The organism is Actinomyces sp. HMSC075C01, assembly GCF_001812965.1.
Classification (GTDB): Bacteria; Actinomycetota; Actinomycetes; order Actinomycetales; family Actinomycetaceae; genus Actinomyces; species Actinomyces acetigenes.
In genome coordinates, this window is sequence record NZ_KV810928.1 from 37,446 (window position 1) to 59,309 (window position 21,864).

Below are 21,864 nucleotides of genomic sequence, written 5' to 3' on the forward strand. Positions count from 1 at the left end.
TGTCCTGCAGACGACTGAGGCCGTACCCCAGTCGCCTGCGGGACAACGCAGTCCTCGTGGGAGAAGTAAGTCCCCGATCAGGGACGGTGCGGCGGCATCCGGTCCGGTGGCCCCGGCACTGCTCGCAGCCCGGAGGCCTACTGGCGCGGCCCCGCGGACTTGGGCTCGGGGCGGGCTCGCTCGGCACCCGGCGTGGTGCGCGCCGTGAGACGCTCGACGCCGTCCCGCGCCCTTGTCGCGTCCCAGTGCCAACCGGCGAAGCGGCGAGCCTCAACGAGCGAGCGGACCCAGGCCACCGGCTCCTCGCCGCGCTGGGCCCCCACCGCCAGATAGTGGCGCAGCAGGCCGGCAGCGGCCAGGGCATCGTCGAGCGCGTTGTGGTGGCGGCCGATCTCCACCCCGGCCACCTCGCAGCAGGTGGTCAGCCGGCGCGACGGCGTCGTCATGAAATGGCGCGCCCACTCCATCGTGCACACCCGCGGCACCCGCGCGCCCCGGTCGAGCAGCCCCCGCGTCCCCAGCGCCTGGGTGAGGAAACCGACGTCGAAGCGGGCATTGTGGGCCACCACCGCCCGCCCGGCCAGGTTGGCCACCAGCAGGTCGGCGACGTCGTCGAAGCCGGGCGCCCCAATGAGATCCTCGGCGACGAGACCGTGGATATGGGTGGGGCCGACGTCCACGCACGCACCGGGGTCGATGAGCGTGGACCAGCTGCGCTCGACGCGCCCGGTGGCGTCGGTGAGCACGAGTGCGACCTCCAGGATCGAGTCCGTCGTGGGGGACAGGCCGGTGGTCTCCAGGTCGACGACGGCGTAGCCGACACCGGCGGCCTCGGCCAGCTCAGCGGGTGTGGGAGCGGCGGCCGCCTGGCCGGGGGCCGTGGGGGAGCTGCGGGGGCGCAACGGGCCGCGGTCGGCGGGCGGGCGGTGGTAGAAGGGCATCGCTCCGATCCTCTCGCGAGCCGGCAGGTTTTGCCGACTCACGGCGCGCCGGGGCGCTGACCGGGGTGGTCCGGGCCGGCTTCAGCAGGCCGGCGCTCGCGGCTGTGCCAGACGGCTCGCAGACGGAAGCGGGGGTCCGGTCCTCGTGGCGTAAGGTACGGTCGCGGGGGCGCTCGGCCTGCCGCGTCGAGAGCCAGTCCAGGTGAGGAGGAGCGATGACCACCCCGGACACCCCTCAGGCGCCGGCTCCTGCTCTGCCGGCACTGGCCGCCTTCCCCTTCCCGACCACCCTCGTCGTGACCGGCAGGTCCGCCGCTGGCGACGGCGTGCTCCTCGAGGCCGGGGACATTGACGAGATCTTCCCCTTCGCCTCGGTGACCAAGCCGATTGTCGCCTGGGCGGCCCTGGTCGCCGTCGACCGGGGACTGCTGGACCTGGAGGCCCCCGCTGGTCCTCCCGCACCCGACGGCGCGACCATCGAGAACCTGCTGTCCCACTCCTCGGGGATCGCGGCCGACTCCGACGAGCGCCTGGCTGCCCCGGGCACGCGCCGCATCTACTCCAACCGCGGCATCGAGATCCTGGGCGAGCGCCTCGAGGAGGCCACCGGCACTCCCCTGGAGACCTGGGTGGAGACCACGGTGCTCGAGCCCTTGGGGATGGCCAGCGTCCTCATCCCCGGCTCGCCCGCCCACTCCGGGGAGGGCAGCGCCCGCGACCTGTCCCTGTTCGCCCGCGAGCTGGCCGCGCCCAGGCTCGTCTCGCCCGCCCTCGCGCAGCGCGCCCGCACTCCGGTCCTGCTCGGCCTCGACGGCGTCCTACCCGGCTATGGGCGACAGACCCCCAACCCCTTCGGCCTGGGGGTGGAGGTACGCGGAGCCAAGTCCCCGCACTGGACCGGGACCGGCAACAGTGAGCAGACCTTCGGGCACTTCGGCCAGTCGGGCTCCTTCATCTGGGTGGATCCGGTCGCCGAGCGCCAGGCCGTCTTCCTGGGGGCTAAGCCCTTCGGGGCGGTTCACCGGCGGACCTGGCCCGAGCTCGGCGACCAAATCCTGGCCTTGTAGGGGGCTGCGGACGAAGGACGCCCGGTGTCCGTCCGCCCGTGGGGCCGCGGCCCTCGACCTCAGCTGACCTCGACGATGACGGGGACGTGGTCGGAGGCGCCCTTGCCCTTGCGCTCGTCGCGGTCGATGGCGGCGCCGGTGACGTGACCGGCCAGGGCCGGTGAGGCGTAGACGAAGTCGATGCGCATGCCCTCGTTTTTCGGGAAGCGCAGCTTCTGGTAGTCCCAGTACGTGTAGTTGGTGACCCGCTCGCGCGTGACCTCACTCATGCCCGCCTCGGCGAAGGCGGCGAAGGCCTCACGCTCCGGTAAGGAGACGTGGGTGGCGCCCTCGAAGACGCTCATGTCCCACACGTCCTCGTCCCTGGGCGCCACGTTCCAGTCGCCCGCCAGTGCCAGCGGCAGGTCGGGCTCGGCCTCGAGCCAGGCGGCGACGTCGTCACGCAGTACCCGCAGCCAGTCGAGCTTGTACGTGTAGTGCGGGTGGGTGAGCTCGCGGCCGTTGGGCACATACAGGCTCCACAGGCGCACCGGCCTCGCATCCGAGGCCGCACCCACCGTCGCCCCCAGCGCCCGGGCCTCGACGACCGGCTCGGCCTCGGGCTTGGCCGCCCAGGCGGGCTGGCCAGGGAAGGAGGTGGTGACGTCGTCGAGACCCACGCGTGAGGCGATCGCCACCCCGTTCCACTGGTTGAGCCCGTGGATGGCCAGCTCGTAGCCGGCGGCCTCGAAGGGCTCGACCGGGAACTGGTCGGGGCGGCACTTGATCTCCTGCATCGCCAGGGCATCGATGTCCTCACGCTCCAGGAAGGCCAGGACGCGGTCGACGCGGGTGCGGATGGAGTTGACGTTCCAGGTGGCCAGGCGCATGGCAGCAGGGTAACCGGCGGCAGGGCGGGTTCCCATTGATCGCTCAGTAAGCGTCCTTAATCTGCCGCCATGGGAACAGCACTTGTCACCGGGGCCACGAGCGGCCTCGGCCTGGAGTTCGCCTGGCAGCTCGCCCAGGCCCGTCATGATCTCGTCCTCGTGGCGCGCACCCCTGAGCGCCTGCGGAAGGTGGCCGAGGAGGTGCGGCAGTTCGCAGGCGTCCAGGTGGAGACTCTGCAGGCCGACCTGTCCGAGCGCGATGAGCTCGAGCGCGTCGCCGAGCGCCTGCGGGACAAGAGCAAGCCCGTGGGGCTCCTGGTCAACAACGCCGGCTTCGGGCTGGGGCAGCACTTCGTCGGGGGAGACCTGGCCCGTGAGGAGCAGGCCCTCGACGTCATGGTCCGGGCGGTCATGGTGGCCTCTCACGCGGCGGCCGGCGCCATGGTGGAGCGCGGACGCGGTGCCATTCTCAACGTCTCCTCCGTTGCCGCGCACAATGTCGTAGGTACCTACGCGGCCCACAAGGCCTGGGTGCTGCGGTTCACCGAGGCACTGGCCGTCGAGCTCGCCGGCACCGGGGTGAGCGCCACGGCGCTGTGCCCGGGGCTGGTCCACACCGGCTTCCACGCCGCGGCCGGCATCGATGAGACTCAGTGGAAGGCGCCACTGTGGCTGGACGCCGAGCGCGTGGTCAGTGACGGACTCGCTGCGGTGCGCCGCGGCCAGGTCATCTGCACCCCGAGCCTGCGCTACCGCAGCGCCAACGCCATACTGCGACTGGCACCCCGCTGGCTCGTGCGCCGAATGGCCGGTGACCCTGAGCGTTCCGGTCGGGGCGCGACTGAGGTCGTGGGGGCTCACTGACGGCGCAAAGTGTCACAGATGGCGACTATTCCGGGGCTATTCGCATTACTTCCGACCTTCCCGAGGCGCTGACCAGCACAGATGCGGCGAGGTCGGCGGAGACTGCCTCTAAAAGTCGCCAATCGTGACAGATCCGGGCGCGAGAGCCGGCTTGCGGTCCGATCCCACCGCGGAATCGCCCAGGGCTGAGTGCTCCCGCTGGCCAGGGGGAGCCGTGACCTGCAACCATCACACCATGGCTTCCATTACCTTCCACGGAGACCCCGTCAGCACTGTCGGCGAGCTGCCCGCTGTGGGCTCGGCCGCACCCGCCTTCGACCTCGTGGGCGCCGACCTCGCCCCGGTCACCAGCCAGTCCCTGGCCGGCCGCCGCGTGGTCCTCAACATCTTCCCCTCGGTGGACACCGGGGTGTGCGCCGCCTCTGTGCGCCAGTTCAACAAGCTGGCCTCCGATCTGGACAACACGACCGTGGTCTGCGTCTCCGCCGACCTGCCCTTCGCCGGCTCCCGCTTCTGCGGCGCCGAGGGCCTCACCAACGTGGTCACCGGCTCGACCTTCCGCTCCACCTTCGGCGCCGACTACGGCGTCACCCTGGCCGACGGCCCGCTGGCCGGTCTGCTGTCGCGCGCTGTCGTGGTCCTCGACGAGTCCGGCAAGGTCGTCTACACCGAGCAGGTCCCCGAGGTCGGTCAGGAGCCCGACTACGACGCCGCCGTGGCCGCCCTGTCCTGACTCCCTCTTCCGCTGAGCCCCCAGGAGCCCGCCCCATCCGCGCGGCGCGGATGGGGCGGGCTCCTGCCGCGGCGGGTGTCTACCCGTCGCACGGCCCCCGAATCCCACTACCATCGGAGTCGTGAGCACCAACGACTCCCACATCACCCGCCTGGCCGAGCTCGTCAACGAGCTGTCCGTCGTCCGCGGCAAGGTCACCCTCGCCTCCGGCCTCGAGTCCGACTTCTACGTGGACATGCGCCGCGCCACCCTCCACCACGAGGCCGCCCCCCTCATCGGCCACGTCATGCTCGACCTCCTCGAGGAGGCGGGCCTGGGCACCGACGAGATCGACGCGGTCGGCGGCCTGACCATGGGGGCCGACCCCGTGGCCGCCGCCATGCTGCACGCCGCGGCCTCGCGCGGCCTGGAGCTGGACGCCTTCGTCGTGCGCAAGGCCGCCAAGGACCATGGCATGCGCCGCCGCATCGAGGGCCCCGACGTCGCCGGGCGCCGTGTGGTGGTCCTGGAGGACACCTCCACCACCGGCGGCTCGCCCCTGGAGGCCGTCGAGGCCCTGCGTGAGGCGGGCGCCGACGTGCGTGCCGTGGCCGTCATCGTGGACCGGGCCACCGGGGCGCGCGAGCGCATCGAGGCTGCCGGCCTGCCCTACTACGCGGCGCTCGATCTGGCCGACCTCGGCCTGGAGTGAGCACCCGACGGCGCCCGCGGGCGGGTGGGGCGGAGCCTGAGGCCCCTGCCGACCTGCCTGAGGGGGAGTACCTGCCCGCTGCCTCCGTCGCGGATTCTGTGCCGAGTCCGGAGGAGGACCGGCCGGCCGACGTCCGTCAGGTCGGCGTCGGCCCCTGGCCCGGCGGCCCCGGGGCCTGGCCCTCCGACCCCCGCTACGATCGCGAGCTGCTCGCCGCCGGTGACCGGCGCAATGTCGTCGACCGCTACCGCTACTGGACCGTCGCGGCGATCTGCGCCGACCTGGCCGCCCGCGCCCACCGGCTGCACATCGCCATCGAGAACGTCAGCCAGGACCTCAACATCGGCTCCATCGTGCGCAGCGCAAACGCCTTCAACGTGGCCGGCGTCCACATCATCGGCCGACGCCGCTGGAACAAGCGCGGCGCCATGGTCACCAACCGCTACCTGGACGTGCGCCACCACCCCGAGCCCGGCGAGCTGCTCGCCTGGGCGCGGGCCGAGGGCTACGAGGTCGTCGGCATCGATAACGGCCCCGGGGCCCAGCCCTTGGAGTCCGCCGATCTGCCCGAGCGCTGCCTCATGGTCTTCGGCTCCGAGGGTGAGGGCATCAGCGCCGAGCTGAGCGCCGGCTGCTCCCGCCTGCTGCGCATTGGCCAGTACGGCTCCACCCGCTCCATCAATGTGGCGGCCGCCGCGGCGGTGGCCATGCACGCCTGGATACTCCAGCACGCGGGGCCGGCGCCCGACTGACTCCGGGGGCCGTTGCGGCTCGCTGCGACGGCCCGCCTCGTGGACGGCGGGGCCAAACCACCCCTGAACAGGGCATGGCGCCCGACCGCTGCCCGACTTGGGACCATGATCCGGTTCACTCGGCCTCGAATTCGTGGAACAATCGGCCCCGCACCACTGACTCACACAGACAATCAGGAGGCACCCAGTGGCCATTGCAACCCCGGAGTCCTACGCCGACATGCTTGACCGCGCGAAGGCCGGCAAGTATGCCATCCCCGCGATCAACGTCACCTCGTCCCAGACTCTGTCCGCCGCCCTCCAGGGCTTCACCGAGGCCGAGTCCGACGGCATCGTCCAGGTCTCCAACGGGGGCGCCGCCTACTGGTCCGGCTCCTCCCGCGCCGACAGGGTCAAGGGCTCCCTGGCCATGTCCGCCTACGCCTACTCGATCGCCGACCTGTACCCGATCACCTTCGCGCTGCACACGGACCACTGCCCGCGCAAGCTGGTCGACACCTGGCTCAGGCCGCTGCTCGAGATCGAGATCGAGCAGGCCAAGCGCGGCGAGCCCACCGCCTTCCAGTCCCACATGTGGGACGGCTCCGCCGAGACCCTCGACGACAACATCAAGCTCGCCGTCGAGCTGCTGGCCATGAGCAAGAAGGCCAACACCATCCTGGAGATCGAGATCGGCGCCGTCGGCGGCGAGGAGGACGGCATCAAGGGCGAGGAGAACGCCAGCCTCTACACCACGGCCGACGACGCCTGGGCCGCCGTCGAGGCCCTGGGCCTGGGCGAGAACGGCCGCTACACCACGGCGCTGACCTTCGGCAACGTGCACGGCGCCTACAAGCCCGGCCACGTCAAGCTCCGCCCCGAGCTCCTGGGCGAGATCCAGGCCGACGTCGCCAAGCGCCTGGGCGACCGCCTGGCCACCAAGGTCGGGGACAAGAAGACCCCCTTCGACCTGGTCATGCACGGCGGCTCCGGCTCCACCGCCGAGGAGATTGCCACGGCCGTGCGCAACGGCGTCATCAAGATGAACGTGGACACCGACACCCAGTACGCCTTCACGCGCCCGGTGGCGGACCACATGTTCAAGAACTACGACGGCGTGCTCAAGATCGACGGCGAGGTCGGCTCCAAGAAGGCCTACGACCCGCGCGCCTGGGGCAAGGCCGCCGAGAAGGGCATGGCCGCCCGCGTCGTCGAGGCTTGCGAGCGCCTCGGCTCCGTCGGCTCCGCCCGCAAGTGAGTCCTCACCCCGTACGGGGGTGAGCGGCGACTGATCGCTGCGCGTGGCCCCGGCACCCCTGTGGTGCCGGGGCCACATCCTGTTCGCGCAGGGGGTGGTGGGGTCGGTGGAGAGGCTCCCGACGGCGAACTGATCGATCGGTTGCATTCTTGCAAAGGGGGATAAGCGATGATGGTGTCTCCTAGAGGGGAGGCAGGATCTGCGACCTGCCGGGGTGAACAGCCTGTCGAACGAAAGATGTCTGGCTGAGACCCAGGCCACTGATTGCAAACCTTGCAGCAATACGGGCGGAAATGTGCCATGATAGGTCGTCGCCGTTGAGCCGACGGGTCCGCCGCCGGCGACACGGCAGTCGCACCTTGCGGACGCCTCTGTCCGCGCCTGTCCCATGCGTCCAAAGGAGGACCCCAATGCGACTCATCTCCCGCCGCTCCGTGCTCGGTGGAACTGCTGCGATCGCCGTCGCCGCGACCCTGGCGGCCTGCTCGAAGGGCTCGTCCGGTTCCGACGGCGCCGGAGGCGTCTACTTCCTCAACTTCAAGCCCGAGTCGGAGCAGGCGTTCAAGGACATCGCGACCGCCTACACCAAGAAGACCGGTGTGAACGTCAAGGTCGTCACCGCTGCTTCCGGCACCTACGAGCAGACCCTGAAGTCCGAGGTCGCCAAGTCCAACCCGCCCACGCTGTTCAACCTCAACGGCCCCGTGGGCTACGGCAACTGGAAGGACTACGCCTCCGACCTGTCCGACGCCGACTTCACCAAGCAGCTGACGGATGAGTCCATGGCCCTCAAGGGTGACGAGAGCAAGGTCGTGGGCGTCCCGTTGGCCATCGAGGGCTACGGCATCATCTACAACGCCGCCATCCTCAAGAAGTACTTCGGCATGGAGGGCGCCAAGGCCACCTCCGTCGACGAGATCAAGGGCTTCGACAAGCTCAAGGAGGTCGTCGAGGACATGCAGTCCAAGAAGGCCGACCTCGGCATCGAGGGCGTCTTCGCCGCGACCTCGCTGTCCCCTGGTGAGGACTGGCGCTGGCAGACCCACCTGGCCAACTACCCCGTCTACTACGAGTACCGCGACGCCAAGGTCGACGACCTCGACGAGGTCAAGCTGACCTACTCGGAGAACTACAAGCAGATCTTCGACCTCTACCTCAACAACTCCACGATCAAGCCCACCGAGGCCAGTGCCAAGACGGTCACCGACTCCATGGCCGACTTCGCCCTGGGCAAGGCCGCCATGGTTCAGAACGGCAACTGGGGCTGGTCGCAGATCTCCGAGGTCTCGGGCAACACGGTCAAGGCCGAGGACGTCCACTTCATGCCGATCTACGTCGGCGTCTCCGGCGAGGACAAGTCCAACATCGCCATCGGCACCGAGAACTACCTGACGATCAACTCCCAGGCCGCCGAGGGCGACCAGAAGGCCACCAAGGACTTCCTCACCTGGCTGTTCACCGACGCCGAGGGTGCCAAGCTCGCCGCCGAGAAGCTCAGCATCATCGCGCCCTACAAGGCCTACGCCGAGCTGGCCCCCTCCGACCCGCTGGGCAAGGAGGTCTCCGCGGCCATCAACAACAAGGACCTCACGCCCGTCAAGTGGGTCTTCCCGACCTTCCCGAGCCAGGACTTCAAGGACCAGCTCGGCCAGCACCTGGCGCAGTACGCCTCCGGCAGTGAGGACTGGGCGAAGGTCAAGGACTTCTTCGTGACCACCTGGGCCTCCGAGAAGAAGGCCTCCAAGGAGGGCTGACAACCAGGAGTCGCCCGAGCCCACCGCTGAGGGCGCTGCTCCAGCGGGCATCGCGACGGCGACTCATCTCCCCATCCCCTCTCCTGCCGGGGCGGCACGTTCGAGCCGTTCGTCTCGCGCTGCCGCCCCGGTGGGAGCTCTCTGGTACCCGGCCAGTTCGTCGGGTGCCGGTCGCACCTCGAGGTAGATATGACCAAGGCACTGAAAAAGTTCTTCCCAGTTTTTGCAGGGCCAACCCTGTTGGCCTTCATGATCGCGTTCATCGTCCCCTTCTTCATGGGGCTCTATCTCTCCTTCGCCAAGTTCAGCACCCTCACCAATGCGCGGTTCGTGGGCACTGACAACTACGCCAGGGCACTGGGGGAGCGCAGCGACTTCCCGCAGGCGCTTGTCTTCACTGCCGTTGTCTCGGTCATCTCGATTGTCACGGTGAACCTGGGGGCCTTCGCCCTGGCCTACTTCCTGACCCGTAAGCTGCGCGGCACCAACTTCTTCCGTGCCGTGTTCTTCATGCCCAACCTCATTGGCGGCATCGTCCTGGGCTACACCTGGCAGGTGATGCTCAACGCGATTCTCCAGCGCTGGGGGCAGACGATCGTCAACGACTGGCGACTGGGGCTGGCCGGACTGGTCATGCTCGTCAACTGGCAGCTCATGGGCTACATGATGGTCATCTACATCGCCGGTCTGCAGAACGTGCCGCCCGAGCTCATCGAGGCATCGCAGATCGACGGCGCCGGCAGGTGGCAGACCCTGCGCAACGTGACGCTGCCGATGATCATGCCCTCGATCACCATCTGCCTGTTCCTCACTCTGGCCAACACCTTCAAGATGTACGACCAGAACCTCGCCCTGACCAACGGTGCGCCCGCTAAGCAGACTCAGATGGCCGCGCTCAGCATCGTCAACACGATGTACAAGAAGATCGGCCAGGAGGGCGTCGCCCAGGCCGAGGCCGTCATCTTCTTCCTCATCGTCGCCGCCATCGCGCTCATCCAGCTGAGCGCCACTCGTTCCAAGGAGGTCGACGCGTGAGCACCGCCGTCAAGACTCAGTCCCCCGGATCCGCCGCCCCTGCCCGTCAGGGCGGTCAGAAGGCCGCTCCGCAGACAACGGGGCAGAAGACACTCGTGGGGCTGCTGGCCGTCCTGGCCCTCGTGTGGGTCATTCCACTGGCCTTCATCGTCATCAACTCCTTCAAGGGCAAGTTCTACATCTCCGACAGCCCCTTCGCCCTGCCGACCGCGAAGACCTTCGCCGGCCTGGACAACTACGCCACCGGCCTGGCCCTGTCGGGCTTCGCCAGCGCCATGGGCTGGTCGCTGTTCATCACCGTGGGCTCCGTCGTCGTCATCGTGTTCCTCACGGCGATGACCGCCTACTACATCACCCGCATCAAGACGTGGTGGACCTCCATGATCTACTACGCCTTCGCCTTCTCCATGATCGCTCCCTTCCAGATGGTCATGTTCCCCACCGTCAAGGTGGCCGACCAGCTCGGCCTGGCCACGCCCTGGGGCATGATCGTCCTCTACCTCGGTTTCGGTGGTGGGCTGTCGGTGTTCCTGTTCGCCGGCTTCATCAAGTCGATCCCCATGGAGATCGAGGAGGCCGCCTACATGGACGGCTGCTCCCCGCTGCAGACCTACTTCAAGGTGGTCATGCCGCTGCTCAAGCCGACGGCGGTCACGGTGGCGATCCTCAACGCCATGTGGGTGTGGAACGACTTCCTCCTGCCCAACCTCGTGATCGGCCAGGACGAGCGCTACAAGACGGTCCCGATCGTCATCCAGTCTCTTGTCGGCTCCAACGGCAACCGGGACATGGGCGCCCAGATGGCCATGCTCGTCTTCGCCATCGTCCCGATCGTCGCCTTCTACCTCTTCGGTCAGAAGCACATCATCGAGGGCGTGGCCGCGGGGGCGGTCAAGGGCTGATCCCCTCACACCTGTTCTGATACGGGCGGTTCTCAAGACCCCACCACCGGCCTTGAGAACCGTCCGTATCATGTCCACCTGTTACTGCTCGAGTCTCGACGAAGGAGCTCTCGTGGCGCTGTTCCCCGGCCCCGACAGCCCGGCCTACCGGGCCTGGTCCGCAGCGGCGGATGTCGTCATCCTCAACGTCCTCACTCTGGCCGGCTGCCTGCCGGTGGTGACGGCAGGAGCCTCCCTGACGGCCTGCGCCCGGGTGGCCGGTGAGATGGTGGCCGACGACGAGCCGGCGGTCATGAGCACGTGGTGGCGGTCCTTCCGTCTCAACCTGCGCCAGTCCCTGGCCTGGTGGCCGCCGGTGCTCGTCCTGGTGGCCATGAGCGCCTGGGAGTACCTGCTCCTGTCCGGCTCCTCGGTGGGCGAGCGGAACGGTGGAACGAGCGGTGCGCTGTCCGGGCTGGTACTGGCCGGGGGAGTGCTCCTGGCCGCGATCCTCGTCTGGCTGCTGCCGCTGGCCGCCTTCTTCGCCGCCCCGGTCGGCCGGCACCTGTCCAATGCGCTTCGTCTTGCGGTGGGCCGTCTGGGAGTCACGGTGATTGCTCTGGTGATTGTGGCGGCGCCGGCGATCGTCTTGTGGGGGCTGCCGGCTTCGCGGGCCGCGGTCACGTGGTTCATGGTTCTGGTCGGGCCGGCTTTCCAGACCTACCTCATCGCCCTGCTGCAGCGTTCCACCATGGTGGCGCTCCGTGGTGCTTCGACGTCGGAGTCCCCAATGATGCGAACGCGCTCTCGGTGAGTGCGGCGTCACCACGCAGTGTCATGGCCCCGGAATCGACTGATTCCGGGGCCATGCGTCTCGGGGGCTCTTTAGAACCCCTGGCCGGGCTGGCCCGGCTGGTTGTTGTAGGGCTGCTGGTAGGGCTCGGTGTAGCCGGGCTGGTAGGGCTGCTGGCCCGGTTGACCCGGTTGGTAGGGCTGCGGCGTCGGCTGGCCCTGCTGGTAGGGCTCGGTGTAGCCGGGCTGGTCGGGCTGCTGCATTGGCTGTCCGGGGAATGCCTGGTTGGGGTCGTAGCCCTGTGCAGGAGTCGCGTAAGGATTGAACTGGGACTGCTTCTTCCTCTGGCTCATGACGATCGCGGCCACAACGCCGCCCACGATGGCCACGGCAAGCGTGCCGACAAGCACCCAGACCCACACGGGAATGGAACCGCTGTCATCCTCTCCCGCAGCGTCCTGTGAGCTGCCGGTCGCCGCGCTCTTGGCGGGCTTGTCCTTCCCCTTGACCTCATGCTGGTCGTTGTCGTTGAAGGAGACCTTGGTGCCCTCGACCGTGCCGCCGTCGGCCTCGGTGACCTTACCCGGGAAAGTGACTGACTGGGTGACGTCGGCGGAGACGCCGGAGGGGAAGTTATCGAAGTTCAGCGTCTGAACGATGAACTCATCGCCCTTGTGCCTGACGTTCTTCGAGGATGAGGTGATGGAGCCGGTCCCCTCCATCGTGCACGTACGGGTGCCGTTTTCAGATTTGAAGTTCACCTTGAGGTCCTTGATGCTCGAGTTGCTTGAGTCGGGCGAGCCCTTATCGCACACGCTCTCGCTGAGCACCGGAACGGATTCACTCTCAGACATCGTGAGCTTCACAGAGAACGTGTCTTCGTCCTTGACAACGATGTCACTGGAAATGCTGAAGCTCATATCCTCATCGGCCGTGGGAAAGGCGTACCCCGGGGTGCCGGCCAGGACCAGGACGGCGGATACGGTCAGGACGAGGAGGCTCGCCAGCACAGAGCGCTGTGTGGAGCTACGGCGGACGGTGATATGAGACATGCCTCCACCGTATCGTCTCCTCGTTCCGTTGGTGGGGGAAGTGACGGCACCTCGTCGCTCGGCTCCGGTAGGCTTGAGGGCGGTGTGTCCACCGGCACGCCGTCACTGAAGTCAGGGAGCAGCCATGCCAGCCGTTGTCGTCGTCGGTACCCAGTGGGGAGACGAGGGAAAGGGCAAGGCGACTGACCAGCTCGGTCAGGACGTCGACTACGTCGTGAAGTTCAACGGTGGTAACAACGCCGGCCACACCGTGGTCATCGACGGCGAGAAGTTCGCCTTCCACCTCCTGCCGGCCGGTGTCCTCACCCCCGGGGTCACGCCCATCATCGGCAACGGCGTCGTCGTCGACCTGGAGGTCCTCTTCAACGAGATCGCTGAGATCACCTCCCGTGGCAAGGACGCCTCCAGTCTCCTCATCAGTGCCAACGCCCACATCATCCCCTCCTACAACCGGGTTCTGGACCGCACCACCGAGCGCTTCCTGGGCTCGCGTCACCTGGGCACCACCGGCCGCGGGATCGGACCGACGTACGCGGACAAGATGAACCGTGTGGGCATCCGTGTCCAGGACCTCTTCGACGAGTCGATCCTGCGTCAGAAGGTCCGCTCGGCCCTGGACCAGAAGAACAGCCTCTTCCTCAAGGTCTTCAACCGGGCCGCCATCGATGCCGACGCCGTTGCCGACGAGCTGCTGTCCTACGCCGAGCGGGTCCGGCCCATGGTCGTGGACTGCTCCCTGGTGCTCAACAGCGCTCTGGACAAGGGCAAGACCGTCCTGTTCGAGGCCGGCCAGGCCACGATGCTCGACATCGACCACGGCACCTACCCCTTCGTCACCTCCTCCAACCCCACCGCCGGCGGCGCCTGCACCGGCACCGGCGTGGGGCCCACCCGGATCGACTCGGTCGTCGGCGTGGTCAAGGCCTACACGACCCGCGTGGGGGAGGGGCCCTTCCCCACCGAGCTGCTCGACGACACGGGGGAGCGTCTTCGCACCGAGGGTGGCGAGTACGGGGTCACCACCGGCAGGCCCCGCCGCTGCGGCTGGCACGACGCCGTCGTCACCCGCTACGCGGCACGCGTCAACGGGCTGACCGACCTGGTGATGACCAAGCTCGACGTCCTCACCGGGCACGAGACCATTCCGGTGTGCGTCGCCTACGACATTGACGGCACCGTCACCCAGGAGATGCCGCTGACCCAGTCCGACTTCCACCACGCCGCCCCCGTCTACGAGGAGCTGCCAGGCTGGAGCGAAGACATCAGCGAGGTCCGCAGCTTCGCCGACCTGCCGCAGGCCGCCCAGGACTACGTGCTGCGCATCGAGGAGCTGGCCCGCTGCCGCATCTCCGCCATCGGCGTCGGGCCGGGGCGCGAGGCCACGATCTCCCGTCACTCGCTCATCGGGTGACCCGAGGGCGGAGCATGAGCGAGAGTGGTTACTCGACGGCGTCGCAGGCAGGACATGGTGTAGAGACCTTCCGGGAGCGTGCCGACCGTGGGAGGGCTGGCCAGGGGTGCCTGGTCAAGGTGCTCGGCGCCTTCGTCCTCGTCGGTGGCCTCCTGTGCCTGCGCGGTCCTGAGAAGCCACTGGGCGTCATGCTGGTCGTGGGCAGCCTGAGCCTCGCCCTGTACGGGGCGGGCAGGACAGCCCTGAGCCGCCGGATCGCGCGGTCCGCCGACTACTGGAGCCAAGGGCCCGGATGCGTCCAGTTCGGGCCCTCACGCCTCAGTGGCCTGCTGGAGTATCTGCCTGCTGCGGTGGCGTGGACAGGGGCGCTGACCGCCGTGGGGATGCAGCTCTTCTCCGCCGCGGCCTCTCCCGACGGCGCATGGACGATCGCCGTGGCCGTCGTCGTGCTGCTCGGCTGGCTGGTGGGCTGTGTGACTGTTCCTACCGGTGGTAGAGGAGCACCGGAGATCGTCCTGACGCCGGACGCGGTATGGATCTGGGCGGGCGGGAACACACGAGTCCGCATTCCCTGGGAGGCGCGGCCGAATCTTGAGGCGAGCATTACTCATCGCATGCGACCGCACGCCATGATCACCGGTGGTGCGGGAGGGGCGGTGAACTTTCCTATCTTCGTGGTACCCATTGGACACGTTCAGCTTCAGTCCGTGCTCGAGCTCTACTCGATTCACGCCGAGCTGCGAGGAGAGCTCGGCACTGGCCAAGGGCTGCAGCGGGTGCGTGCACTCATGACCCCTCCCGTGCAGGAGGGAGAGAGGACTGCCTCCTCCGGTGTCCCCATGCAGGCTTCGACGCCGTCGGTGGGCGTACCGGTATCTCCGACGCCGGCGCATGGGGCAGCACCGGGATCGGGTTCTCCGTATGAGGGTATCCAGTACGGCGGCCCCCAAGGCGGACGGCCGCCTAGGGAAGGGGAGTCCTACGGCTCTGCGAGTGCCTATGTCCCGGTGCCTGGATCGGCGGGGCCCTTCTCCGCGGCCCCGTACTGTTCCCCAACTCCGTCTGCTCCTGCAGGGGAGGGAGTCGGTGATGCGCCGGTCGAGACGGCGCCGCACGTGTCAACAGACGTGGAGCGCAGCGTTGGGGAGGAGGACCAGAGAGAAAAGGCGGACTCCTCGAAGCCGAGTACATGCGAGGAAGCCGATCGACGCGCTAAGCGAGCACCGTGGAGACTCCTGATCTGGGCCGTCATCGTCCTGGTCGGTTTCACGTATGCAACGAGCGGGAGACAGACAGCGGGCTTCCTTCTGGGGGTGGTCCTCAGCCTGGTGCTCCTCATCCACAGCGTCGCACTCGCCGCGGCGCGCAGGTCTCGAACAGCGGCTCCTCGGCGGTGGACCCGGAGCAGTGAGGGAATCTGCCTGCGGAACACGTGGTTGGTCCAGGTCGCGGTTCACGTCGAGGCAGCACTCATGGCGCTCGGGGGCCTGCTGGCCGTCGGACTCCTGGCAGTCAGTGACCGCAGTGATCGGGGAACCGTGGTGGTGCCCCTACTCCTGGCCATGGTCTTCCTCATCGCCTCCTTCTTCCTGGGCTTGTCGAAGCCGCTGCCTGGGCGCCGCACGGAGATTGTTCTTGACGCGGAGCGCATCCGCTTCGCCGTGGGGACGAGCCGTGAGTCGCTGTTCTGGTGGGCCGACCGTCCGCGGCTCGTGGGCCGCAGCGCCGGTGGGAATCTCGTGGTGGAGAACGATCGGGTCGGTCGCATCCGGGCGGAGATGGACACTCTTCCACTGACCAGTGTCCAGTTGCAGCGGGTGGTGGCGTTCTACTCGCATCATCCTGAGTTGTGCGCCGAGCTCGCCACTGAGGAAGGCCTGTGGCGTGTGCAGGGGCTCACTGGACCAGCGTCGGTGGCGCCTCTGGAGCGACCAACGTCACAGTACTAGTGGTAAATAGTGCTGCGATGCACAAGTGGTCTCGATAGCGTTGAGCATGAGATCTTCTCGTGACTTCATGTTGCTGTCCCCTCCTGAGCGGGCGGAGGCCGCTGAGCCGCTGGGCGATGAGGGATCGCTCGGTCCGAACCCGGAGCGTCCGTTCGTGCCGCCTGCGCTGTATCTGCCCTCGACCGGGGTTCCTAATGCGAGGGGCGCGGAGATTGAGCTGCGACGTCTGAGGGATGGGCAGATTCCTTGCGGGAAGCTGCTGGTATTTGGGCATACAACCGGGCCGCCGACAAGTCTCACAGCCCGTCAGTAAAAACTCGAAGTCGACCTCCAAGCAAAAAAGCGATTGAGAACAAGCTGAACAAGCCAAAGCCGACAGCCATGCGAAGAACCGCTGATGGGCTTGAAGCAGTCGGAGACGGCGTCCGCAAGTTCGCAGGGAAGGCGGTGGCGTTTGGCGGTCCGGCGGTCGATCTTGCAACCGGCGCCCCATTAGCTAAAGTTGCGGCCACGACAGCTGCAGGCATAGTCACGGTGGCGCTCTTACCCGAAGCCGCTACTATGGTTGGTGTCATTGTAGTCGCTGGCGTAGCGACACTCGCGGCAGAAGGGGTAGGTTGGCTCTATGATAATGCAATATCATTGGAGCATCGAGAGATTATTAACCACCCTTGGGAAGAAACAAAGAAAGGGGTAGGTAAAGGAGTAGATGCCGTCGGGAACTGGGCTGAAGACACTGGGAAGTACCTGGAGGATAAAGCCTCGGATGCCTGGAATAGCGCATCAGCTTGGACGTGGGATAAACTTGGCATATAAGTGACCTTTGCATTCGTAAGGTGTTGCACTTAAATCCAGTTTTGTGGATTCTCGTCGATCCCTTGGAGGCGTCTTCTGTATGCTGGGCGTGCGCATGCGTGGCCAGTCACCTTAAGTTACCGAGGTCGGCGTCGTCGAGGCTGCGAATGCATGATCGACAGGAAGACAGTTGCACGTGGGTAAAGTGAGACCAATGGACGAGTCGTATTCTTGTTCGGCCATGGACGCGAATCGTCTCAAAGAGGTATATTATTATGGATTCTTCGGGATCGTCCTACTCTGTGCCAGTGTGCTATATTCCGGTATCTCATTGGCGCCGACACTGGTGTTCTATCGCACCGGCGGGACTTATCTGGTTACGGTGGCGTTGATGCAGTACGCGCAGTTTAGATTCGCAAAAAAGTCGTACAAGCGCTGGAACGCAAGTGGTGGTGAGGTAACGTTCGGACCCTCGTTGCTATTTCTCATATGGCAAGTCATGAGCTCCATCGTTCTGATTGCTGGAGCAGCAGTGATTGGGATGATGGCTGTTGCGGGAGGCGACTCGACTACACCGCGGGCCACCATTGTTGCTGCTATGCTCACGGTCTTCTTTCTGGTCATGGCAATAATGAGTCTAGTGACGTTTCCGTTCAGTGCAATGACAGAACCGGAGATCATTCTCAACTCGAATGGAATTATTGTCTGGCCCGCAGGGAGGTACAGGACCCGAATTAATTGGGGCGATCGACCTCGCATGATAGGCGGCCGAAGGAGCAATGGCGGGATGTTCGTTCTCATTGAGGACAAAAACGGGTTGCAATATAGTTTTCCGATGTCCTACCTTCCATTGGGGTATGTTCAATTTGAAAAAGTTATTGACTTATACTCAGATAATCCTGATGCTCGCGAGTATCTTGGTCACCGAGAAGGGTTAGTCCATGTTCGCAGGCTAATGTATTCTCCTGTTTCGTTTATCGTTGAAGACCTTAATGCTCTCAGTGAGAATAGGGGTGAACTGACAGCGGGCCGGTAAATTCGGTGTAGTTGGTTGGCCGAGTGGCTCGCGACTCTATTTGTTTGAGGGTGCGGTGGGTGGAGCCTGTTGTCGGGTTGAATCGTCCCGAGTTTGACGGAGGCGGTGATGATGGGAAGGATCACTGAGGTTTTCTCACCAGAGGCCTTTGTGGAGTGTGAGGATGACCAGGGCTGCGGTGGTGATGGTTGTGGGGCTGAGGGTGACGTGTCGTAGGGCCTTGAAGTGCTTGATCAGTGCGTTGGCTCTTTCGGCCGGGGCTCGCATGGAGGTGATCAGCTCGCACGTGCCACCGGGTGTCGGGATCTGGGCAGGGGTTCTTGACCGGGACCTTGATGCCGATGCCGGCCCCGATGTAGCCCTTGTCCGCCAGTGTGGGCAGCCCCAGCGACGCCGCCCGGTACAGCGCCGGCAGGGCATGGTTGCGGGCGGCGGTGACGAAAATGGGTCGAACCGGGCTCCACGGGCGCGGTCCGCACCGGGAAGCCAGTGTGATCGGTCAGGAGCTGCACGTTGCCACCGAAGGCCTTGTGCTTACCCGAGTACCACAGGTGGTTGCCGGCCTGGGTGCGGGCTGCGACCCGGTCAGTGCGCACCAGGGTGCCGTCCAGGCAGACGAACGGCTCGCCTCTGCGCCGGAGCCTGTTCAGGACGTCGGCGATATCGGGAGACCGTTGGGCGATGACCTTCAGGGCCTCATGCAGGTACCGGTAGGCGGTGGCCTGCCAGACACCGGAGTCGCGGGCCAGGGCCCGCACATCAGTGCCGTCCTTGAGCCACCGCAGCACCACAACGGCCTGGACCCAGGTGGTGGCGGCCCGCTGATGCGGGCGGGTGTCGTGGGCGCGGCGGTGGGCGGTCAGCCAGCCGCTGACGGTACGCACAGTAGCGATGGGTACGTCGACAGTGGCACGATAGGACAGTCGCGCGGAGCCTTTCTTGCGAGCAGGTTATCTTGGTCGAAAACAACTCTGACGCACGGCTCCGCGTGCACCTCGCTCCGACACACCCCACCCCGGCCCTATCAGCACATCCCCACCATCCCACCGCTCAGGCCGCCAGCACCACCACCCCCGGTGAGAAAACCTCACTGAGTCGCATGCTTCTCGCCAGGAAGGTCGCTGTGGGGGAGCCTAGGTCAATGAGCAAGCTGTATTCCTGTGAGGCTATGGATGAGAATCGCCTTAGAGAGTCGTATCTGTTTGCTGTATTTGGGATCATCTTGGTCGGCGCTAGTGCACTATATTTGAGTGTCACGTCGGTGCCGACGCTAGTGTTTTATTTCACCTGTGGGACGTATTTAGTCGCAATTGCGTCGATGCAGTACACACAATTTAGATGCTCAAGGGTGTCGTATAGGCGCTGGAACGCTTGTGGTGACGAGGTGATATTCGGTCCGTCATCGCTGTTTGTTTTATGGGAGGCTGCGAGCACCCTAATTCTCATTGTAGGTGCAATCGCAATGATGGCGCTGTCCGTTGCAGAAAGTGGCTCGATCCCGGTCCGGGTTGCGTTTAGAGCTGCTGCCTTCGCACTTTTCTTGCTCATATTGGCTGCAGCTAGTCTAGTAACGCCCCCATTCGGTGGTGTCTCGGAACCCGACATCATCCTTAACTCGAGCGAAATTGTTCTCCGGCCTGGAGAGCGGTATGGGGCTCGAATTGATTGGAGCGATCGACCTCATGTGGTGGGAGGGCAACGGTGTCATGGGAGGATGTTCGTCCTCATTGAAGATAAGTATGGGGTGCAGTATGCTTTTCCGATGTTTATGCTCCCTTTGGGGTATGTTCAGTTTGAAAGAATTGTTGAGTTCTACTCAAACTATCCTGATGCTCGCCTGCACCTCGGCCACCGGAGTGGACTCGTTCACGTTCGCAGTTTAATGGACTTTCCGGTCCTGGAGATAGTCGGGGATCTTCATGCTCACGGTAAGAGTGGGGGTGAGTCGGCGGGGTGTAGGTAAAATCGGGTAAGTTGGTCGTTGAGCGAGCGATTTGCGGCTCTTGTGTTTGAGCGTGCCGCGGTGATTATATCGTCGGGTTCACAACAAGGTAACGGGCATCAATGCCTGCGGTCTGATACCTGCATCAGTCTGAGGCTCATTAGCCGCGGTAGCCATTGTGGTTCGGCGGTACATGCGACGTGGGGCCTGGTCCCTGAGGGAATGGCGGCTGGTACTGCTGGGAAGCAGGCGAGTTGGGCTGGGTGGGGAGCGGACCTGCCTGTGCTTGAGAGGGGAAGGCGACCGGCTGGGAAGCGGGGATGGGAGTACTTGCTTGAATCGACTGCTGCCCCAGCGCATCCAGGTACTTCTGCTCCCGGTTCTTCTTGAGTGTGTTGCTGACGATGGCGACAGCTGCTCCGACAACAGCGATCGCAATGAGTATCACGATGATGCTTGTCATCCCGCCCGATGAGTGAGACGAGGACGTCGAACCGGGTGTGGGCGTCGAACTGGACGAGGGTGTTGAGCTGGACTCAGGCTGAGATGCTGCCTGGGCGGTGTCCTTGCCGCGGGCCTTGTGATCGTAGAAGGTTGAGAATGACACCTTGTTCTGCTCGTTGCCCTCGATCTTCCCTCCATCGGCTTCCGTTACCTTGCCGGGGAAGACGATGGTGAGAGGCGTTGAGTTGTTGTCGCTGCCATCGGATGTGGAGTCCTTGTAAGTGTCGACGACATACTCATCCCCGTCGTGAGACACATATTTGTTTTGGGATATGGCTCTCGTGGACGTGGCCTTGCAGGTCGGAGCCCCGTTTTCGTTGGAGAAGGTCGCATCGGTCTTTGTGGGAGTCTGGCGAAAGCTGCTTTCGACGCAGAACTCTTTCAGGTTCTTTTCTCTGGAGGTCGGCGAAGTGATCGTGATGGTTGTCGTCACCTCTTGATCGGACTTGATGACGATCTCAGCGCTGAGCTTGTCTTCGTTCGTGAGCTTTGCAAGAGCTGCGGCGCTGCTGGGGGGCGCTGCCGCCACGAGGAGGAGTGAGGTCGTGAGACAGAGCATCCCGACGAGACTCGTGACTGGGGTGGTGTGCCTCAAAGTGAGGTAGCGCATGTGCAGCCTTCGAATGGTGTGGGTGAGGTGACTGGAGAGCGGTGCGGAGGGCGCTGTCGCTAGGGTGCGAAGAGTGTCGGTGCCGCAGTCGGAGCTCAGCCCCAAGTGGAGGAAGGGGCTGGTGGGTAGCCGGGAGGGGGCGGTACAGCCCCCGGAGGCATCGTGCCGCTCGGCCCGGGCTGGTTGTCACCCTGGGCGACGAAGCCGGAAGGAGACGGGGGCACGGCGCCGGGAGCCTGCACCTGGCCAGGGGCGTAGGGCTGCTGCGGCACATAACCCGCGGTGCCGACCGCGTAGGCCTGCTGCTGCGCCCTCTTCTTGCGGTTGAGGAACCAGAAGAGGCCTCCGCCGGTCGCTCCGACCAGCACGACCCCCACGATCACCCATACCCAGGGAAAGGCGGGAGTGTCCTTGCCGCTGACGCGGTACCTTCCAGGCTTGGTGAAGGTCACCGTGCTCCCGTTGACCTTGCCACCGTCGGCATCCGTGACCTTGCCGGGGAATGTCACGGAGAACTTGTACTCAATGTCGAATCCGGAAGAAGAGGAGGGAAAGTTCCCCTTCTGGCTGTCGAGGACGTACTCGTCGCCCTTGTGCTTGATGAATCCATCGGCCTCGGAGAGGTCGATCGACTTGCCGGTGAAGGTGCAGGTGGGGAAGCCGTTGCTCTCGGAGTAGGAGGCCTTCAGGTCGTCAAACGGCTCTCCGGCGTCAGAAGAGTTGCAATTCTCCTTCATTTCCCGCTTGTCGGAGGAGGACTTGCTCTTGACTTGACCTATGACGGTCATGTTGTAGGTGTCGTCCTGGTTGATGACGATCCGCGCGGATAGCGAGCGGTCTGGATCGTCGTGCGCGGCGGAAGTGACGGCGTGACTTGGAGGGGTCAAGAGCGTCAGGCTCAAGAGAAATGCCAGAAAGACGAGTGCGCCCAAGGAGCGGTGTCGGGGG

20 protein-coding genes and 1 pseudogene are annotated in these 21,864 nt (G+C 65.5%); 15 read left to right on the forward strand and 6 right to left on the reverse strand.

Translation table 11 applies throughout. The features are described from left to right. Nucleotides 1-137 precede the first annotated feature (137 nt). Nucleotides 138-941 carry a 3'-5' exonuclease gene (locus HMPREF2883_RS00540; protein ID WP_070658193.1) on the reverse strand — a complete coding sequence of 268 codons (804 nt, stop codon included), beginning with the start codon at nt 939-941 and terminating at the stop codon, nt 138-140. Nucleotides 942-1,156: 215 nt separating this feature from the next. On the opposite strand from HMPREF2883_RS00540, the gene HMPREF2883_RS00545 reads away from it, so the two are divergent. Beyond that, entirely contained in the window at nt 1,157-2,008 is an 852-nt protein-coding gene (locus HMPREF2883_RS00545) for a serine hydrolase domain-containing protein (RefSeq protein ID WP_070658195.1), read from the forward strand. A gap of 59 nt (nt 2,009-2,067) precedes the next feature. Here HMPREF2883_RS00545 and HMPREF2883_RS00550 read toward each other — a convergent pair whose 3' ends face one another. Next, nucleotides 2,068-2,877: an exodeoxyribonuclease III gene (locus HMPREF2883_RS00550; protein ID WP_070658267.1), complete on the reverse strand. Its 810-nt coding sequence runs from the start codon at nt 2,875-2,877 to the stop codon at nt 2,068-2,070. Nucleotides 2,878-2,946: 69 nt separating this feature from the next. Here HMPREF2883_RS00550 and HMPREF2883_RS00555 point away from each other — a divergent pair, with 69 nt between their 5' ends. The 9 genes from HMPREF2883_RS00555 (at nt 2,947) to HMPREF2883_RS00595 (ending at nt 11,638) form a co-directional block, all read left to right on the forward strand. Further along, the gene (locus HMPREF2883_RS00555) at nt 2,947-3,741 is read left to right on the forward strand and encodes an SDR family NAD(P)-dependent oxidoreductase (protein WP_070658197.1); all 795 of its coding nucleotides are present in this window, start codon (nt 2,947-2,949) and stop codon (nt 3,739-3,741) included. Nucleotides 3,742-3,976: 235 nt separating this feature from the next. Then, nucleotides 3,977-4,474: a thiol peroxidase gene (gene tpx / locus HMPREF2883_RS00560; RefSeq protein WP_070658269.1), complete on the forward strand. Its 498-nt coding sequence runs from the start codon at nt 3,977-3,979 to the stop codon at nt 4,472-4,474. Nucleotides 4,475-4,595: 121 nt separating this feature from the next. Continuing rightward, entirely contained in the window at nt 4,596-5,165 is a 570-nt protein-coding gene (pyrE, locus tag HMPREF2883_RS00565) for an orotate phosphoribosyltransferase (RefSeq protein ID WP_070658199.1), read from the forward strand. Between the two features lie 98 nt (nt 5,166-5,263). Continuing rightward, nucleotides 5,264-5,917: a TrmH family RNA methyltransferase gene (locus HMPREF2883_RS00570; protein ID WP_371080126.1), complete on the forward strand. Its 654-nt coding sequence runs from the start codon at nt 5,264-5,266 to the stop codon at nt 5,915-5,917. Between the two features lie 187 nt (nt 5,918-6,104). Next, entirely contained in the window at nt 6,105-7,154 is a 1,050-nt protein-coding gene (fbaA, locus tag HMPREF2883_RS00575; protein WP_070658201.1) for a class II fructose-bisphosphate aldolase, read from the forward strand. 410 nt (nt 7,155-7,564) lie between these two features. Next, complete coding sequence (locus HMPREF2883_RS00580; protein ID WP_070658203.1) at nt 7,565-8,908, forward strand: ABC transporter substrate-binding protein; 1,344 nt, start codon at nt 7,565-7,567, stop codon at nt 8,906-8,908. Between the two features lie 189 nt (nt 8,909-9,097). Beyond that, on the forward strand, nt 9,098-9,943 hold the full coding sequence (locus HMPREF2883_RS00585) for a carbohydrate ABC transporter permease (RefSeq protein ID WP_070658205.1): 846 nt from the start codon (nt 9,098-9,100) through the stop codon (nt 9,941-9,943). Continuing rightward, on the forward strand, nt 9,940-10,845 hold the full coding sequence (locus HMPREF2883_RS00590; protein ID WP_070658208.1) for a carbohydrate ABC transporter permease: 906 nt from the start codon (nt 9,940-9,942) through the stop codon (nt 10,843-10,845). The genes HMPREF2883_RS00585 and HMPREF2883_RS00590 overlap by 4 nt, the downstream gene beginning before the upstream one ends. A gap of 112 nt (nt 10,846-10,957) precedes the next feature. Next, nucleotides 10,958-11,638 (forward strand): MusI family membrane protein, encoded by a 681-nt coding sequence (locus HMPREF2883_RS00595; RefSeq protein ID WP_070658211.1) that lies wholly within the window; start codon nt 10,958-10,960, stop codon nt 11,636-11,638. A gap of 71 nt (nt 11,639-11,709) precedes the next feature. Here HMPREF2883_RS00595 and HMPREF2883_RS00600 read toward each other — a convergent pair whose 3' ends face one another. After that, complete coding sequence (locus HMPREF2883_RS00600) at nt 11,710-12,669, reverse strand: LppM family (lipo)protein (RefSeq protein WP_070658213.1); 960 nt, start codon at nt 12,667-12,669, stop codon at nt 11,710-11,712. 124 nt (nt 12,670-12,793) lie between these two features. Here HMPREF2883_RS00600 and HMPREF2883_RS00605 point away from each other — a divergent pair, with 124 nt between their 5' ends. The 4 genes from HMPREF2883_RS00605 to HMPREF2883_RS14520 all read left to right on the forward strand — a co-directional run bounded on the left by HMPREF2883_RS00605 (nt 12,794) and on the right by HMPREF2883_RS14520 (nt 17,860). Beyond that, nucleotides 12,794-14,080 (forward strand): adenylosuccinate synthase, encoded by a 1,287-nt coding sequence (locus tag HMPREF2883_RS00605; RefSeq protein WP_070658215.1) that lies wholly within the window; start codon nt 12,794-12,796, stop codon nt 14,078-14,080. Between the two features lie 14 nt (nt 14,081-14,094). Further along, complete coding sequence (locus tag HMPREF2883_RS00610) at nt 14,095-16,029, forward strand: hypothetical protein (protein WP_256277250.1); 1,935 nt, start codon at nt 14,095-14,097, stop codon at nt 16,027-16,029. A 246-nt stretch (nt 16,030-16,275) separates the two neighbouring features. Beyond that, nucleotides 16,276-16,845: a hypothetical protein gene (locus HMPREF2883_RS14515; protein WP_176747105.1), complete on the forward strand. Its 570-nt coding sequence runs from the start codon at nt 16,276-16,278 to the stop codon at nt 16,843-16,845. Nucleotides 16,846-17,038: 193 nt separating this feature from the next. Continuing rightward, nucleotides 17,039-17,860, forward strand: a complete 822-nt coding sequence (locus tag HMPREF2883_RS14520) for a hypothetical protein (RefSeq protein ID WP_141758974.1) — start codon at nt 17,039-17,041, stop codon at nt 17,858-17,860. 135 nt (nt 17,861-17,995) lie between these two features. Here the strand turns inward: HMPREF2883_RS14520 and HMPREF2883_RS00615 are convergent. Further along, a pseudogene (locus HMPREF2883_RS00615) lies at nt 17,996-18,783 on the reverse strand (transposase family protein). Between the two features lie 176 nt (nt 18,784-18,959). Here HMPREF2883_RS00615 and HMPREF2883_RS14525 point away from each other — a divergent pair. Further along, entirely contained in the window at nt 18,960-19,823 is an 864-nt protein-coding gene (locus HMPREF2883_RS14525; RefSeq protein ID WP_141758975.1) for a hypothetical protein, read from the forward strand. 139 nt (nt 19,824-19,962) lie between these two features. On the opposite strand, the gene HMPREF2883_RS00625 is transcribed toward HMPREF2883_RS14525, so the two are convergent. Continuing rightward, entirely contained in the window at nt 19,963-20,835 is an 873-nt protein-coding gene (locus tag HMPREF2883_RS00625; RefSeq protein WP_256277251.1) for a hypothetical protein, read from the reverse strand. Between the two features lie 176 nt (nt 20,836-21,011). After that, entirely contained in the window at nt 21,012-21,803 is a 792-nt protein-coding gene (locus HMPREF2883_RS00630; protein WP_256277252.1) for an LppM family (lipo)protein, read from the reverse strand. Between the last annotated feature and the right edge of the window lie 61 nt (nt 21,804-21,864).